Here is a 15,778-nt window from a genome sequence, read left to right as displayed (position 1 = left end):
CGGGCGGCCGCCGACGGCCGGGCCGGCGGCTCGGCGCCCCGCCTGGTCGCCGTGACCGACGCCGATCCCGCGGCCGCCGCCCTGCTGGCGGCCCGGGCACCCGGCGCCGGGACCGCCGCCGACCTCGCCGCCCGGCTCGCCGCCCGCCGGGCCGACGCGGTGTACGTCGCCACGCCCAACCACGCCCACCGCCCCGCGGCGGCCGCGGCCGCCGCGGCGGGGGCCGCGGTGCTGTGCGAGAAACCGCTGGCGGCCGACCTCGCCGAGGCCGAGCGGCTGGTCGCCGCCTGCCGGCGGGCCGGGGTCCTGGCGGCGACCGCCTACGACCAGCGTTTCCACCCGGCCCACCGGGCCGTGCGGGAGACGGTGGCCGCCGGGGCCCTGGGCACGGTCACCGCGGTGCGGATCACCTACGGCTGCTGGCTGCCGCCCGCCTGGTCGCCGGACGGCCGCCCGTACGACAACTGGCGGGCCGATCCGGTGCGGGCGGGCGGCGGGGCCGCCCTGGACCTGGCGCCGCACGGACTGGACCTGGCGGGCGTCCTGCTCGGCGGGGACGACGTGGCGGAACTGACGGCGCTGGTGCAGCACCGGGTGCACCCCTACGCGGTCGAGGACGGAGCCGTACTGGCCGGCCGGACCGGTGGCGGGGTGCTGCTCGGCCTGCACGTCGCCTACAACACCCCGGACGCGCTGCCCCGCCGCCGGCTGGAGGTCGTCGGCACCCGCGGGCAGCTGACCGCCGTCGGCACCCTGGGCCAGGACGCCGGGGGGAAGCTGTGGTTCACCGGCGCGCGCACCGCGCGCCGTGTGCCCGTGCCGTTCGACACCGGGGCGTCCCCCTTCGCCGGCCAGGTCCGGGAGTTCTCCTCGGCCGCGGTCGCGGTGCGCGCCGGCCGCCCGGTGCGGCAGGTCTGGCCGTGGCCGCTCTCCCGCGACCTGGCCCTGCACCGGCTGCTGCTGGAGGCGCTGTCCCGCGCCCGCCCGGCCCCGTCCCCGCGGCCGGTCCCGTCCACCGCCGAGGAAGGCCGACGATGACCCTGACGATGTACGCCTGCGCCCACTGCGGGCACTGGCAGCGGTGGTTCGCCGCCCCGCCCGCCTGCCCGGTCTGCTGCGACGTGCGCAACGCGCTGCCCGAGGAGGGCTGGGACCTGCCCGACGAGAAGACGGTCGGGGCCCTGCTGAGCGCCGACTGGTACCGGCCCGTGCCGGGCGTCACCGGGTTCCGCACCGTGCCGTCCTTCGGCCTGGGCTCGACGGGCTGGCTGATCGAGGCCGACGGCGGCAACGTCGCCTGGGAGGCCGCCCCCTACTACCCGCCCGACGCGCTGGCCGAGATCGAACGGCTGGGCGGCGTCGCCCGGCTGGGCGCCAGTCACGTCCACGGTTACGGGGCGCTGTGGCAGCTCCAGCGCCGCTTCGCCCCGCCGGTGGTCGCCGTCGGCGTGCGGGACCTGGTGTGGACCAAGGCGTTCCAGGTCACCTGGCCGGTGGACGAGCGCCTGGAGCTGGCGCCCGGCCTGACCGTGCACCGCACCGGCGGCCACTTCCCCGGCCACTGCGTGCTGCACGACGCACGCCGCGGGATCCTGTTCTGCGGCGACGCCCTCAAGGTCGACCTGGACGGCACCGTGCCGCGCGCCCTGTCCTGCCACAAGGCGTACCACGCCCGGATCCCCCTGTCCCACGACGAGGTGCGCCGCTACCGTTCGGTGATCGGCGCGCTGGATTTCGAGGCGGTGGCCACCCCCTTCGAGTTCGCCGCCCCGGTGACCACCGCGGACGTCCTGCGCCTGTTCGACCACCAGCTGGCCGGCCGGCCCGACACGGCCGCCCTCCCGCTGGGAGCGGGCCGGTGAGCGCCGCCGGCGAGCACCCGGTGGTCAGGGCCTACCGTGCCGCGCTCGCCCCCGGCGAACAGCAGGACTTCGACATCAGCGCCGCCGACCGCACCGGTCTGCCGGTCGTCTCGGCCGACCACCTGGACGCGGCCGGCGTTCGCAAGGGCGCCTGCGGGTACGGGGCGGACCTCGGCCAGGCCCGGGTGGGGGCCTACGGCGAACTCGCCGAGGAGGTGCTGCCGGCCCGGCACCTGGCCCGTACCGGGCGCCGTCGCGCCTCCTACGCGGAACTGGTGCGCGAGCGCGGCCGGGACCGGGTCGCCGACCCGGTCGGCCTGGTGCTGCCGGCCGGCGCGGACTACGGCCCCGAACGCCCCCTGGAGTGGGTGCCCGCGCGCCGCCTGCGCACCGGCGAGGAGGTGCTGGTGCCCGCCGAGTTCGCCGCCTCCTGCGGCTCGGACCTGCCCGGCGGCCCCCCGCCCGGCGGCTGGCTGACCACGCCGGTCACCAACGGGCTGGGCGCCGGGGACACCCCGGAGCGGGCCCTGTCCCACGCGCTGCTGGAGATCCTCCAGCGGGACGGCAACGCCACCGCGCACCGCGCGATGGACCAGGGCGTGGTCATCGACCTGGACGAGGTCGGCGACCCGGTCACCCACCGTGTCCTGGACCGGCTGCGGGAGGCGGGCGTCGAGGTGCTGCCCAAGCTCGCCTCCACCCAGTTCGGCCTGGCCGACGTCCACGTGGTCGGCACCGACGCCGCCCCGGGGACACGGGAGGGCGCGGCGGCGCTGACGCTCACCGCGTGCGGCGAGGCCGCCCACCCGGACCGCGCCGCGGCGCTGCGCAAGGCCCTCCTGGAGTACGCCTCCTCCCGCGCGCGCAAGGTCTTCTTCCACGGCCCGCTGGAGACGGTCGCCCGCATCGCCCCGCCCGGATACCTGGAGCGCGAACTGTCCTCGCCCCTGGCCGAGCAGGAGCCCAGGGCGCTGTCCGCGATGAGGCGGTGGGCCGCCCTGGACGCCCCGCGGCTGCGGGAGCTGCTGGAGCCCACCGTGCTGTCCCGGCGCTCCCGCGTGTCCTTCTCCGCCCTGCCGACCGTGCCGCCCGGCTCGCTGGACGACCCCGCCGCCCTCCTGGCGGACCTGCTGCGGCGGCTGGCGGACTTCGACGTCCTGGTGATCGGGACGGGCGGCCCCGGGGCCCACGCGGTCAAGGCGCTCGTCCCCGGCATGGAGGTGGAGACGATGTCCTACGCGAGGATCGGCGAACGCGGCGTGCGCCGGCTGATGGAGCGCGAGCACCCGCTGGCCGGGGTGGGGCCCGTCCCCCGCCCCGGGGCGCGGCCGGTGCACCTGACGCCCGAGGGCCGCGCCCGGCTGGGCGGCCCGGCCTGGTTCGACGTCGCGGCAGCGCGCAGGACGGTGGGGGCGCTGTACCCCCTCTACCGCGAACCCGACCGGCACGCGCTGGCCCGCACCGCCGCGGGGGCGGCCCGGTGACGCCCCCCGCCGGCGGGCTGCGCTACGCCTACAACACCAACGGCATGACCTCGCACCGTCTGCACGACGCGCTGGCGCTGCTGGCCGACACCGGCTACGACGGGGTCGCGCTCACCGTGGACGTGGCCCACCACGACCCCTTCGCGCCGCGCCTGGCCTCCCGCACGGCGGCGCTGGCCCGCCGGCTGGACCGCCTGGGCCTGGGCAGCACCGTGGAGACCGGGGCGCGTTTCCTGCTGGATCCGCGGCGCAAGCACGAGCCGACCCTGATCACCGCCGATCCGGCCGGCCGGGCCCGCCGCCTGGCGTTCCTGCGCCGGTGCGTGGACATCGCCGCCGGCCTGGGCAGCGAGGCGGTCTCGTTCTGGGCGGGCGTCCCGGCGGCGGGCACGGACACCTCCCCGGGCGGGACGGCGTGGGGCCGTCTGGTGGAGGGGGTGCGCGCGGTCACGGCGTACGCGGCCGGACGGGGCGTGGTGGCGGCCTTCGAACCCGAGCCGGGCATGCTCGTGGAGGACTGCGCCGGCTGGTCCCGGCTGGCGGCCCTCGTCCCCGGCCTGCGGCTGGCCCTGGACACCGGGCACTGCCTGGTCGCCGGCGACCTGACCCCGGCCCAGGCGGTGCTGCGGCACGCCGGGGACCTCGGTGCGGTCGCCGTGGAGGACATGCCCCGCGGCCGGCACGAGCACCGCGCCCCGGGCGAGGGCGACATGGACCTGCCCGCCGTCCTCGGCGCGCTGCGCGCGGTGCGGTACGGCGGGCTGGTGAGCCTGGAGCTGTCCCGCGACGCGCACCGCGCCGACACCCTGGTGCGCTCCGCGCTGGAGGCGCTGCGCGACGCCGAGCGCGCCGCGGCGGGCCGGCCCCGGGACGCCGCCGTCCCGTACGGCGCCGGCGTGCCGGAGGGGGCGCGATGAGGATCTGCTTCGTCTCGCGGCGCTACTGGCCGGCCGTGTCGGGCATGAGCGCCTACGCGGAGAACCTGCTGCGGGCCCTGACCGCGGCGGGCCACGAGGTCACCCTGGTGTCCCAGTACCGCGGCGACCGCGCGGGCCGCGCCGTCTACGGCGGCGGTCCTCCCCCGCCCGAACGGGTTCCCGACGGGGTGCGCCTGGTGGCGCTGGAGTCCCTGGGCGAGCAGGCCGTGAGCGAGGGGCTGCCCGCGGACTTCGAGGCCGACGTGGCCGCGCTGCGCGACACGATCGTCGGCCTGCACGCCCAAGAACCGCTGGACGTGCTGCACGCCCAGTACGGCTATCCTCCGGGGCTGGCCGTGCTGGAGGCCTCCGAGCGGCTCGGGGTCCCGGCCGTGGTCTCCGTCCAGGGCGGCGACGGCCACTGGGTCGGCACCTGCTGCACCACCCACCGCACGGCGATCCGCCGGGTGCTGCGGGACGCACCGGCCGTGCTGATCGGCTCCCCCTCCTTCAGGGCCGAGGTCGCCGCCCGCCACGGGGTGCCGGCCGAGCGTTTCACCGTGATCCCCGGAGCCACCGACACCACCCTGTTCCGTCCCGCGCCCGGACGGCCGCCGGGGACCCTGGGCGATCCGCCGGTGCTGCTCTACCACGGCCGGATCGACGTGCGCAAAGGCGTCCTGGACCTGCTGGAAGCGGTCCGGCTGCTGCGCGCCGGGCAGAGGCGGCTGCGGCTGCTGGTCTCCGGTACGGGCCCCGACCTGGACCGGCTGGTCCGGCGAGCCCGGCAGCGCGACCTGGCCGGCACCGTGGAGGTGCTCGGCCCCACCGGCTACCACGACGCCCCCGCCGTCTACCGCGAGGGGGACGTCTTCGTCAGCCCCACCTGGGCCGAGGGCTTCTCCAACACCCTCCTGGAGGCGATGGCGAGCGGACTTCCGGTGGTGTCCACCGCCGTGGTCGGCGTGGTGGACTGCGTACGCGACGGCGTCAACGGGCTGCTGGTGCCACCGCGCGACCCCCATGCCCTGGCCGGGGCCGTCGGCCGGATGCTCGACGACGCGCCGCTGCGCCGGCGTCTCGCGCGTACGGCGCTGCGGCAGGTGGCGGCCCGGTGGTCGTGGCCGGTGGCCGCCGCACGCATCTGTGCCGTGTACGAGGAGGTGCGCGCCGCACGGCCGACGCCCCGGAAGGCCCCGGCCGACGGGTCCGCGGCACCCGCCGTGGATCTGTCCTGCCGGTTCCGTCGCGCACCCCACCTGCTGTGACCGTGTCCGGGGGCGGTGTCCGCACCGCCGTCGCCGTCAGCCCGCACCTGGACGACGCGGTCTTCTCCGCGGGGGGCGTACTGGCGTCGCTGTCCCGGGCGGGCTGGCGCGTACGCGTCGTCACCTGCTTCACCGCGTCGGTCGCCGATCCCGGTCCCTTCGCCCTGTCCACCCAGCTCGACAAGGGACTGCCCGCCGACGTGGACTACATGGCCGTGCGCCGCGCCGAGGACGCCGCCGCCCTGCGGAGGCTGGGCGTGCTCCCTCCCGTCCATCTGCCGCTGCCCGAGGCCCCGCACCGCGGATACCGCAGCCCGGCGGAGCTCTTCACGCCTCCCCGCCCCGACGACACGGCGGGCGCGCAGCTGCGGCGGCTGCTGCGCCCCCGGCTGGTGTCGGCGGACCTCGTCCTCGCCCCCCAGGGGATCGGCGGCCACGTCGACCACCTGCTCACCGCCCGCGCGGTGGCCGCCACCGCGCCGTCCTCGCGGATCGGCTGGTGGCGCGACGTGCCCTATGTCGCGCGCGCGCCGTCGTCCGGCACCGGATGCCGGCGCGGCCCGCCCGAGGCCGTGAGCGAGGTGACGGTCGACATCGGCGCCGTCCTGGCGGGCAAGACCGCCGCGGCACGGTGCTACACGACACAGCTCGGCTTCCAGTTCGGCGGGTCCGGGCGGACCGGCGAGGTCCTGGCCTCCCTGGCCCGTGCCGAGGCCCTGCGCACCGGGGCGCCGTGCGTCTACGGCGAGTCGCTGAGGGCCGGGCGCACGGCCCGCCGGGTGCTGGCGGAGGCCGTCCGGTCCAGGCTGTTCCGGTGAGGGCGGACGCCCGCGGCGCGCACGCCGGTCCCGAGCGGGTCGGACAGCGCGCGGAGGTGCCCTCCGGATCCCGCCCGGCCGGCATCGCCGGGCGCCGGCGACGTCATCCGGGTGACCGCGGCGCCCTCGGATTCCCCGTCCCCGTGTCCTCGCCGCCCCGGGCGAGCCCCCTGCGGCCACCGCACCGGCCGCGGTCGGTGCGTACCGTCGGCCGTCCCTCGCCCCCGGGGACCCGGTCCATCCGCCCGCCCCCGCCGGGAGGCCGTCCGGCCCGGGACGACCGGCGGACAGGCCGGGCTCGCACGAACCTCCCGGGCGGTGCACGATCGCGTTCGTCCGGGTGGCCGCGTCGATCGGGGCGACCGGGCGGACCAGCGCGCCGGCCGGGTCGTCGCCGTGCTTGCGCACCTCGCCCCAGGGCCGGCCGGTCACGCCGCGGTCGCCGGACCGGCACCCGCTCACCGGCTGCTTCGTGCCGTCCACACCGTGCCGCGGGCCTCGTACTCGAGCATCTCCTCCAGCCCGACCGCGGCGTCCGCGCCGAGTTCCCGGCGCACCAGCCACAGGGCGAGGTCCAGCCCGGAGGTCACCCCGCCGGCGGTGACCAGGTCGCCGTCGTCGACCACGCGGGCGTTCTTCAGCACGCCGCCCTGCTGCTCCAGGTCGGCCCGCGCCCGGTGGTGGGTGGTGCAGGGGCGCCCCCGGGTCAGCCCGGCGGCGGAGAGCAGCATCACGCCCGTGCACAGCGCGCCGACGGTCAGGCCCGGGCGGGTCGCGGCGGCCAGTGCCCGGGGCAGGGCGCCCCGCCGGATCTCGGCCCACACCCCGGGGTCCTCGCGGCGCGCGTACCCGCCGCCGGGGACGACGAGGAGGTCCGCCTCCTCGGGGGTCCATCCGTGGTCGACGCGCAGCCTGGTGCCGTAGGCGGCCTCGACGGTGCGGGGACCGTCGAGCGTGACGTAGCGGACCTCCACCTCCCGGTCGGCGAAGTGGCCGGAGGCGGAGAACACCTCGTACGGGGCGGTGAGATCGAGTTCCTCCACCCCGTCGAACAGGACGACGTGCACGCGCAGGGGACGGTCCCGCCCCGGGGTCCGGGAGGCCGCCGCGTCGGCACGGGCGGCGGCGCCGGCCGTCAGGGTCGCGGCTCCGAGCGCGGTGGTGGCGTGCAGGAGGGTACGGCGGTTCATCTCGGTCGGTACTCCGTTTCTCGGCCGGTCACGGGTGGGGAAGGGCTCGTCCGCCGGGCGGGGGGCGCCGGGTCCCGGGAAAAGGCACGGCGCGGGCGTGGTCGCGCAGGTGGCCGACGGGCCGCGGGGTGCTGTCGTCGCCGGCGCGGGCGCCTGGCCGGTGAGCGGGTCGAACGGCGGGCTCGTGCGCGTGGTCCTGCTCAGTTGCCCCAGCGCGCGGCGTCGGCCATGGTCTCCATCCGGGTCCTGTGCGGCGGCGTCGACCTCTCCCGCAGCAGTTCGAACGCGAGGGAGAAGAACGGGGCCTTCTCCGGGCGGTGCCGCGCCTGGGCGACGATCTCGTCGGTGAGGGTGGTGGCCATGGACAGCCGCGGGTAGGCGGCGTGGATCGCGGCCCCGGTGGCGTCGTCGATGAAGTCCGTGTCGCCGCCGAAGTCCATTCCGGTCCCCTGGTACACCAGGGCGCACAGGGTGCCGCGGCGCTCGGCGACGCCCGGCGTGGTGTGCAGGGCGATGGCCTCCCACACGGCGTCGACGTCGGCGGCGGGCAGGCCCTGCGCGGTGAGGAACTCCGCGGCCGTGTCGGCGCCGTCCACCTCGAACCGCTGGTGGCGGTCGCCCGCCGGCGTCAGGCCGATGTCGTGCAGGACGCAGGCCAGGAACAGCAGCTCCGGATCGTAGTCGCGTCCCGGCTTCGCCCCCTGGTGGTCGGCGCGCAGGCGGGCGAACAGGGCGCTGCGGACGCTGTGGTTGGCGGTCGCGGTGGACTCCGTCTCGCGCACCAGGGCCAGCGCGCGGCGGGCGAGAGGAGTGTCGGGGAGCGGCGGGACGCCGGTGGTCATCACGTCGTTCATGGCATCGATGATCGGCTGCGGCCGACTGCCCGTGACAGTGGCAGACTTGCCTCCGTGCGAGAGGAAACTGCCACCCCCGCCGCGCCGCACCGCGTGGCGGTACTGGTCCTGGACGGCGTGCTGCCCCTGGACCTGGGCATCCCGGCCCAGGTCTTCATCGCCGTGCCCGGTGACCCCTACGAGCCGGTCCTGTGCGGACGGGCGGTGGGGCCGGTCCCGACCGCGGCGGGGTTCGCCGTGACGGTGGCGGCCGGGCTGGAAGCGGTGCGCGGCGCGGACACCGTGGTGGTCCCGGGGTACGCGCCGCACCAGCGGGAGCTCCCGGCGGACGTGCTCGCCGCGCTGGCCGAGGCGCACGCCCGGGGCCGGCGGCTGGTGTCCATCTGCACGGGCGCGTTCGCGCTGGCGGCGGCCGGGATCCTGGACGGCCGCAGGGCCACCACCCACTGGAAGTACGCCGACGAACTGGCGGCGCGGCATCCGAGGGTGTCGGTGGACCCGCGTGTGCTCTACGTCGACGAGGGGCAGGTGCTGACCTCGGCGGGTGTCGCCGCCGGCATCGACCTGTGCCTGCACCTGGTGCGACGCGACCTGGGCGCGCGGACGGCGAATCAGGTGGCGCGCGCCCTGGTCTCCGCTCCCCACCGCGACGGCGGGCAGGCGCAGTACATCAAACGGCCGCTGACCCCCGACGCGTGCGGCGTCACCCTCGCGCCCACCCGGGCGTGGGCCCTGGCCCGCCTGCACGAACCACTGACGGTCCCCCGGCTCGCCGCACACACGCACATGGCGCCGCGCACCTTCGTCCGGCGGTTCGTCGCCGAGACCGGCACGACTCCCCTGCGGTGGCTGCTCGCCGCTCGGCTCGACCGCGCCCGGGAGCTGCTGGAGAGCACCGACCTCGGCGTCGACCACATAGCCGACCGATGCGGCCTGGGCAGCCCCTCGAACCTCCGGCTGCACTTCCGGCGCGCCCTCGGGACGACACCCACCGCCTATCGCGCGGCGTTCACCCCGGCGGCACCGCCGGCCGAGGGGCGTCTCCGCCCCTGACGCGGCACGGGCGCCCGGTTTCCCCGGGGCGCCCGCGCATCGGCAACTACAGTGCTGTAGAAGTCTCTTCTGGAGCTTGATCGCTCAACGAGTCGTACCGGGCCGGGCCGGCCGGGCACGGACCGTCGCAGGCACGCAGGAGACAGGGCAGCAGGATGCCGCAGCACCAGGACCACGCAGTCGAAGTCATCGTCCCGTCCGGGCGCCGGCGGGTCGCGCACTACTGCCGCGGCCTCACCGGGACCCGCTGGTTCGCCCTCACCGTCTTCGCCGTGATCCTCGTCAACGCCGCGCTGCTGGGCGCGGAGACGTACTCCGGATTCGTCGCGGAGTGGCACCGCTGGTCACAGCTCGCCGAGCACGCCTGCCTGGCCGTGTTCACCGTCGAGATCCTGCTGCGCATGGCCGCGCACGCCGACCGGCCACGGGACTTCTGGAAGGACCCGTGGAACGTCTTCGACCTCGTCGTGGTCCTGTGCGCCTTCCTGCCCGTCGTCCGTGAGAACACCACCGTGCTGCGGCTGCTCAGGCTGGCCCGGGTCCTGCGGACCGCCCGCTTCCTGCCCCAGCTGCGCATCGTGCTCGTCGCGGTCGCCCGCAGCCTGCCCGGCACCCTGAGCTTCCTGCTCGTCGGCGCCCTGCTGCTGTACGTGTACGCGATGGTCGGCTGGGTCTTCTTCGGCCACCACGACCCCGAGCGCTACGGCTCCCTCGGCCGCGCCGTCCTCACCCTCTTCCTGCTGATGACCCTGGACGGCATCGGCGACGCCGTCCACGCCGGGCTGGAGATCTCCCGCTGGAGCCTGCTCTACTACGCCTCCTACGTACTGCTCGCCTCCTTCGTCCTCGTCAACGTCCTCATCGGCGTCGTCCTCACCTCCCTCGACGAGGCCAGGGACATGGACGCGGCGGACGAGGGACAGACGACGGCACGTCACCCGACGGCGCATCATGCGGGCTCCCGGCACCTGCGTCTGCGCATCGAGGCGGCCCGCCGGGCCCTGGACGACCTGGAGTGCGCCCTCGCCCGGGCCGAGCCGCCCGAAGACGGAGAAAGGCGGCAGACGGTGCCGATCGCGGAAGGACGCGCGCGGTGAGGGTGCCCCGAGGACGGCCCGGGGCGGTGGCGTCCGGGGTGCGGGTCCGGTCAGCGGGGCCCCTCACCGGTCCGCTTCACGGTGTTCCGCGGAAGGGGACGGCACCGGAGACCGGTCGTCGGGGCCGGGGCCGGGCAGGCAGCCCGCAGCCGCTTGTACGCGGGACGGCGCCCGGGGCGCGGTGGAACCGTGCCGCCGCCGTCGCGGACCGGCACCGCGGGGAAGTGCTTCCTACCCGGGCTGCCCCTGCTCCGGAACGGCCATCTCGCCCAGCAGCGACCAGTCGTCCTGCGGGACGTTCGCGTTCACGATGCGGGGTGTCTCGACCAGGTGGCGCGGCAGCGTCTGCTGCGCGGTCTTGAAGTGCGCCGACTGGACGTGGGCAGCGCCTGCCTCGTCGTCACGGAAGGCCTCGACCAGGACGTACTCCGTGGGGTCGGTCACGCTTCGCGACCAGTCGAACCAGAGGCAGCCGGGCTCGCGGCGCGTGGCTTCGGTGAAGTCCGCGGTGATTTCCGGCCATTGGTCGGCATGTTCGGGACGGACCCGGAACTTGGCGGTGATGAAGATCATCAGGCTCCCTCCATGGACGTGTGTCGACCGTACGGGCCCGGCAGGTGGCGAGGACCGGCACGTGCGGCCGCTCCGGCACGGGGTACACCGGCGGCGTCGGGCCGCCGAACAGGCGGTGGCCGACCCCGGCCCGGCGACCGGAACCCTCGGCGACCCGATCGTACGGCGTCCCCCGGTCACCGGCGGTCCGCCCACGCCAGGAGAATGCCCGACAAGATGCATTTTCCCGTCTCCTATTCTCATACGTCCGTTTCCGCCCTGGACCGAACCGCAGGGCAACCGCGCGGATCCGGACCTCCCGGTCGCGTTCCTCGACGCCGAGCGGCGGTTCACCGGCCTGTGCGACCACACGAACCCGGTGCGCGGCGCGGACGCCGCGGTCCACTCCGGCGGCCTCACGTCCTCCCCGGCGCCGCAGCGCGCCACCGTGGGCCTCGACCTGGACCGGCCGGCGGAGCGGAGGCGGCCCATGGCCTGGTTGCCCCGCGGCCGATGGGGGAATGTGCCGACCGGGGTCCGCCCGGTGGGTCCGGCGGCTCGCGGGACCACCGGGCAAGGGGCCGGGGCCCGGTCCGGACCGGGGCGGCCGGGGAGGAGGGCACACGTGGACGCAGCGTTCGCCCGTACGGTCTGGCAGGTCCTGGAACCCCTGCACGCCGTCACGTACTTCGCGCCCGAGAGCCGCGAGGCCGGTCGCGCGGTCGGTCTGCGCGGCTTCTGGACGGGCTACTTCGCAGCCCGGGCCGCGCCGCTGGGAGCGGTGGAGGCGGGTGTGGTGGAGGCGGTCTTCTTCAACTTCCACCCCGCCATGGTGCGGCGCGCCATTCCCGGCGCCTGGGGGGTCGCCGCACCTGAGGCCGTGCTCCGCGCCCGCGTCGAGGCGGCCGCCGCGGCCCTGCGCCGAGTGGCGCCGTCGACGGCGGACGCGGCGGCGAAGGCCGTCCCGCTGCTGGAACGCGCGATCGCCGGCGCGGACGGCGCCGGACGTCCGCTGTTCGCCGCCAACCGCGGCCTGCCCGCGCCCCGGGACCCGGTCGGCGCCCTCTGGCAGGCCGTCACGGCGCTGCGCGAGCACCGCGGGGACGGCCACGTCGCCGTGCTGACCGCCGAGGGCCTGGACGGCTGCGAGGCCCACGTACTCCTCGCCGCGTGCGAGGGAGTGCCCGCGGCGATCCTGCGGAACAACCGCGGCTGGTCCGAGGAGGACTGGCAGCGGGCCGTGCACCGCCTCACCGCACGGGGCCTGCTGGAAAGCGGCGGGCACCCCACCGTCGAGGGGCGCGGCCTGCGCACCCACATCGAGGCCCGCACCGATGCCCTCGCCGTCCGGCCCTACCAGGCCCTCACCGCGGCCGAGGCCGCTCGCCTCCCCGGTCTGCTCCGCCCGCCGGCCGACGAGGTCCTCGCCTCCGGTGTCCTTCCCTTTCCCAACCCCATGGGTCTCCCGGCCCGCCGCACACGACCGTGACCGGTCCGTCCCGTGAGTGATCACGGATGGCCCTCGGCGCCTCTCCGGCGGACGTGACCCGCAGGGGTCCGCCCGCGTGACCGCCGCCGCGGGGCAGGAGTGGTCGTGGCCCGTGCAGCCGTGGGGTTCGCCGGGCCGTGCCCTCGCGCACCGGCCGGCGCACCGAAGGTGTGCGGCGGTGCGGGCCGTCCTGCGGCCGCGGGTGTCCTCCCACAGGTGTGCCGGAAGGCCGGGTGCGGGCCGCGGTCTACGCCGCTCGGGCGTTGTCCCGTTCCAGTGCCGTGCGCAGCCAGTCGTCCGCGGAGCCCGGGGTCGGCTCCGGCCTGCCGCCCGGCGGCGTGAGCACCACGGCCGTCAGCTCCCAGTACCGGTCCAGGCGCGGCCCGGCCGCGAGCCGCGCGGCCAGCAGGCGGCGGAACTCCCGGGTGTCCCGGCTGCCGTACGCGCTCGCGTACGCCGCCACGTAGGCGTCCAGCGCCTCGCCCGGGTACGGATCCCGTGCCCGGCGCAGCTGCGGGCCGGCGAGTTCGTACGCCTCGGCGAGGCCGGCGTACAGCGCGGCCGCCCCGCGGGCCCCGGTCACCCGGTGCACCTCCGGCTGGGGCTGCCGGTCGCCCGGGCAGGGAGCCGTCGTCATGGCGTGCAGCCGGGCGAAGGCGAGCACCTGCGCCGGGTCCGGCTCGTCGGGCGGCTGCGGAACGGCCACCTCCAGGAACGCCGCCGTCGCCCGGGCCGGCATCCGTGGCGGCAGCCAGCCGCGCCAGAACCGGGCCAGCGGCGCCGTGCTCGGCGGGGTGCTCATCGCCCCGATCAGCCGCAGCCGGGCGGCCTGTTCCCCCGGCGGGCACTCCCGTACCAGCCGCAGCGCCGCCTCCCGCCAGCGCAGCGCCTTCAGTTCGCTGCCCAGCTCGCGCAGGCGGCCCGCGACGGCGTCCTCCAGCGCACGGCCCGCGGGGTCCTCGTCCTCGACGACCCGGCGCACCTCGGGCAGCGGCAGGTCGAGGGCGCGCAGGGAGCGGATCAGCCGCAGCCGCTCCAGCGCCTCGGGACCGTACCGGCGGTGCCCGCCGCCGCTGCGGGACGCCTCGGGCAGCAGACCCCGGTCGGAGTAGAAGCGGACGGTCTTCACCGTGGCACCCGCGCGCTCGGCGAGTTCGCCGATGCTCCAGAGCACTTCGTGGGACGTGGACAGTTGAACCTCCCTCCGGGGGAGTTCCTACGGTACCGGCGCGCGGGCCGGGCGTACGCACCGGTCCGCGGACCATGGCGCACGCGCTCGGCGCGGCGCCCTGCGACGGACCCGAGGAGAGGGCCATGACCGTGTTCATCCTGGTGGCGGGCGTGTTCACCGGCGCCCCTGTGTGGCAGGAGACGGCCGCGCTGCTGGCCGCGGCGGGCAGCGAGGCGTACGCGGTCCCGCTGACCGGAGTCGACGCGAACCGCCCCGCCGCGTCGGCCCGCGTCGATCTGGAGACGCACATCGCGGACGTGGTCGCGGCGATCGACGCGGTGGACGCGGCGTCCGGCCGGGAGGTCGTGCTCGTCGGTCACGACTACGGCATCCATCCGGTGCTCGGCGCCGCCGACCGGCGGCCGGAGCGCGTCGCCCGCGTCGTGTACCTGGACTGCGGGATGCCGCAGAACGGCGTCCCGGCCCTGGCCGCCGTACCGGACCAGGCCCTGCGCGCGCAGCTGGCGGAGCGGGCCCGACAGGGCGGGGACCAGGGCGAGCTGGCGCCGCCGGCCCGTGACGAGTGGCAGCGCTGGGGCAGTACCGCCGGCGTCTCCGACGCGGCGCTGGACCGGCTCACCGCCCTCGCCGCGCCGCAGCCGCTGGGCACCCTGCTCCAGCCGCTGCGGCTGACCGGGGCGGTGGCCGCGGTGCCCGTCACCGGGGTGCTGTGCACCCGCAACGGCGTCAGCATCGACCTGATGCAACGGCTCGTCGACTTCGGCGACCCCGCGCTGGCGGCCCTGGCCGGCCCGCAGGTCACCTTCTTCGAACTGCCCACCGGGCACTGGCCGATGCTGTCCTGTCCCACCGAACTGGCGGACGTCCTGCTGCGGGCCGCGGCCGGCGAGGGCCGCCGCCTGCGACCGGCCGGCGCCGGCGCGCCGCCCGCCCATCTGCGTCCGTTTCCGCTGGACGTGCCCGAACTGCCCCGGGAGCGCAGGGAACATGTCGACCTGTACGTCCCCGACGCCCCGGGGCCGCGGCCGGCCGTGGTCTTCGTGCACGGCGGCCCGGTGCCCGCCGGGGCCCGGCCGACCCCGCGCGAGTGGCCGACCCTGGTGGGGTACGCCCGTCTGGCGGCCGCCGAGGGCATGGTCGGCGTGACCCTCGACCACCGGCTGCACGACATCGCCGACTACGGGCGCGCCGCCGCGGACGTCACCGCCGCGGTGGAACTGGTGCGGGCCGATCCCCGGGTGGACGCCGACCGGGTCGCCCTGTGGTTCTTCTCCGGTGGCGGTCTGCTGGCCGCGGACTGGCTGGCCAAGCCGCCGGCCTGGCTGCGCTGCCTGGCCGCCTCCTACCCGATCCTGGCGCCGCTGCCCAACTGGGGGCTGACCGGCAGCCGGTTCCACCCGGTCCGGGCGGTCGCGCACGCGGGCGACCTGCCCGTCGTCCTCCTGCGTGCGGGGCTGGAGACGCCCGAGATCGCCGCCACCGTGGAGGCGTTCACGACCGCGGCCGAGGACTGCGGGGCGCGCCTGGAACTGGTCGACGTGCCCCACGGCCACCACGGCTTCGAGACCCTGGACGCGCCCGAGGAGACCCGCCCGGCCCTGCGGCGTGCGATGCGCTCGGTGGTGGCCCACCTGACCGGCTGACGCCCGGACCGCGCATCCCGCCCCGCCGGCAAGAACCCGGGGCCGCCGGACGCGCCGGAGCCGGCCGCGGGGACGGCCGCGGCCGGCGCTTCGCTGTCGCCGCTCACGCACCGGTACGGCAACGCCTCGTGATCGCCGCCGAGCGGCAGCGTCGTCTCGCGCCGCCCGGCGCCGTCCCCGGGTCCGGCCCGAAGGTGCGACCCGGCCCCGACGTGCCGGCGATGCGACGGTGCCGCGTCGTCATGCGGATCGGGCCGTGGTCGACGCGCGTCGGCGCGTCGGGGTTCCTCGGCGCGCCGGGATTCCGCCCGACGACGGTGACCGCGTCGGACGGGACCGGCACGCCGGTGTCTGCCCGT

At 76.8% G+C, this 15,778-nt stretch carries 14 protein-coding genes; 10 read left to right on the top strand and 4 right to left on the bottom strand.

Annotated elements, in window-relative coordinates; all coding sequences use genetic code 11:
- The 6 genes from ABD363_RS16660 to ABD363_RS16635 form a co-directional block, all read left to right on the top strand.
- Positions 1–1,038, top strand: a 1,038-nt coding sequence (locus ABD363_RS16660; RefSeq protein ID WP_344604160.1) for a Gfo/Idh/MocA family protein, incomplete at its 5' end; no start/stop codon positions are given.
- Entirely contained in the window at positions 1,035–1,862 is an 828-nt protein-coding gene (locus ABD363_RS16655) for an MBL fold metallo-hydrolase (protein WP_344604158.1), read from the top strand. The genes ABD363_RS16660 and ABD363_RS16655, both read left to right, overlap by 4 nt.
- Positions 1,859–3,346: a YcaO-like family protein gene (locus ABD363_RS16650; protein ID WP_344604156.1), complete on the top strand. Its 1,488-nt coding sequence runs from the start codon at positions 1,859–1,861 to the stop codon at positions 3,344–3,346. The genes ABD363_RS16655 and ABD363_RS16650 overlap by 4 nt, the downstream gene beginning before the upstream one ends.
- Positions 3,343–4,263, top strand: a complete 921-nt coding sequence (locus ABD363_RS16645) for a sugar phosphate isomerase/epimerase family protein (protein WP_344604154.1) — start codon at positions 3,343–3,345, stop codon at positions 4,261–4,263. The genes ABD363_RS16650 and ABD363_RS16645 overlap by 4 nt, the downstream gene beginning before the upstream one ends.
- Positions 4,260–5,531, top strand: coding sequence for a glycosyltransferase family 4 protein (locus ABD363_RS16640; RefSeq protein ID WP_344604152.1), 1,272 nt, complete (start codon positions 4,260–4,262; stop codon positions 5,529–5,531). Before ABD363_RS16645 ends, ABD363_RS16640 begins: the two co-directional genes overlap by 4 nt.
- On the top strand, positions 5,528–6,349 hold the full coding sequence (locus ABD363_RS16635) for a PIG-L deacetylase family protein (RefSeq protein WP_344604150.1): 822 nt from the start codon (positions 5,528–5,530) through the stop codon (positions 6,347–6,349). The genes ABD363_RS16640 and ABD363_RS16635 overlap by 4 nt, the downstream gene beginning before the upstream one ends.
- A gap of 458 nt (positions 6,350–6,807) precedes the next feature.
- Here the strand turns inward: ABD363_RS16635 and ABD363_RS16630 are convergent, their stop codons facing one another.
- Both ABD363_RS16630 and ABD363_RS16625 read right to left on the bottom strand, forming a co-directional pair.
- Positions 6,808–7,539, bottom strand: coding sequence for a DJ-1/PfpI family protein (locus ABD363_RS16630; protein ID WP_344604148.1), 732 nt, complete (start codon positions 7,537–7,539; stop codon positions 6,808–6,810).
- A 200-nt stretch (positions 7,540–7,739) separates the two neighbouring features.
- Positions 7,740–8,393, bottom strand: a complete 654-nt coding sequence (locus tag ABD363_RS16625) for an HD domain-containing protein (RefSeq protein WP_344604146.1) — start codon at positions 8,391–8,393, stop codon at positions 7,740–7,742.
- A gap of 54 nt (positions 8,394–8,447) precedes the next feature.
- Between ABD363_RS16625 and ABD363_RS16620 the strand changes: the two genes are divergently transcribed.
- Both ABD363_RS16620 and ABD363_RS16615 read left to right on the top strand, forming a co-directional pair.
- Positions 8,448–9,446: a GlxA family transcriptional regulator gene (locus ABD363_RS16620; RefSeq protein WP_344604144.1), complete on the top strand. Its 999-nt coding sequence runs from the start codon at positions 8,448–8,450 to the stop codon at positions 9,444–9,446.
- A 155-nt stretch (positions 9,447–9,601) separates the two neighbouring features.
- Positions 9,602–10,543, top strand: a complete 942-nt coding sequence (locus tag ABD363_RS16615; protein ID WP_344604142.1) for an ion transporter — start codon at positions 9,602–9,604, stop codon at positions 10,541–10,543.
- Between the two features lie 231 nt (positions 10,544–10,774).
- On the opposite strand, the gene ABD363_RS16610 is transcribed toward ABD363_RS16615, so the two are convergent.
- Complete coding sequence (locus ABD363_RS16610; RefSeq protein WP_344604140.1) at positions 10,775–11,116, bottom strand: putative quinol monooxygenase; 342 nt, start codon at positions 11,114–11,116, stop codon at positions 10,775–10,777.
- Between the two features lie 604 nt (positions 11,117–11,720).
- Between ABD363_RS16610 and ABD363_RS16605 the strand changes: the two genes are divergently transcribed.
- The gene (locus ABD363_RS16605; RefSeq protein ID WP_344604138.1) at positions 11,721–12,584 is read left to right on the top strand and encodes an SCO6745 family protein; all 864 of its coding nucleotides are present in this window, start codon (positions 11,721–11,723) and stop codon (positions 12,582–12,584) included.
- 247 nt (positions 12,585–12,831) lie between these two features.
- Here ABD363_RS16605 and ABD363_RS16600 read toward each other — a convergent pair whose 3' ends face one another.
- Complete coding sequence (locus ABD363_RS16600; protein WP_344604170.1) at positions 12,832–13,776, bottom strand: helix-turn-helix domain-containing protein; 945 nt, start codon at positions 13,774–13,776, stop codon at positions 12,832–12,834.
- A 122-nt stretch (positions 13,777–13,898) separates the two neighbouring features.
- Here ABD363_RS16600 and ABD363_RS16595 point away from each other — a divergent pair, with 122 nt between their 5' ends.
- Positions 13,899–15,419 carry an alpha/beta hydrolase family protein gene (locus tag ABD363_RS16595; RefSeq protein WP_344604136.1) on the top strand — a complete coding sequence of 507 codons (1,521 nt, stop codon included), beginning with the start codon at positions 13,899–13,901 and terminating at the stop codon, positions 15,417–15,419.
- The last annotated feature ends 359 nt before the right edge of the window (positions 15,420–15,778 follow it).

Source organism: Streptomyces glaucus, assembly GCF_039533365.1.
Classification (GTDB): Bacteria; Actinomycetota; Actinomycetes; order Streptomycetales; family Streptomycetaceae; genus Streptomyces; species Streptomyces glaucus.
The sequence above is the reverse complement of the archived record's forward strand: the minus strand, read 5'-3'. Positions and strand labels throughout refer to the sequence as shown.

Coding starts and splice junctions, on each gene's coding strand:
- ABD363_RS16655 (WP_344604158.1), top strand. CDS start 1,035: ATGACCCTGACGATGTACGCCTGCGCCCACTGCGGGCACTGGCAGCGG.
- ABD363_RS16640 (WP_344604152.1), top strand. CDS start 4,260: ATGAGGATCTGCTTCGTCTCGCGGCGCTACTGGCCGGCCGTGTCGGGC.
- ABD363_RS16630 (WP_344604148.1), bottom strand. CDS start 7,539: ATGAACCGCCGTACCCTCCTGCACGCCACCACCGCGCTCGGAGCCGCG.
- ABD363_RS16625 (WP_344604146.1), bottom strand. CDS start 8,393: ATGAACGACGTGATGACCACCGGCGTCCCGCCGCTCCCCGACACTCCT.
- ABD363_RS16615 (WP_344604142.1), top strand. CDS start 9,602: ATGCCGCAGCACCAGGACCACGCAGTCGAAGTCATCGTCCCGTCCGGG.
- ABD363_RS16610 (WP_344604140.1), bottom strand. CDS start 11,116: ATGATCTTCATCACCGCCAAGTTCCGGGTCCGTCCCGAACATGCCGAC.
- ABD363_RS16595 (WP_344604136.1), top strand. CDS start 13,899: ATGACCGTGTTCATCCTGGTGGCGGGCGTGTTCACCGGCGCCCCTGTG.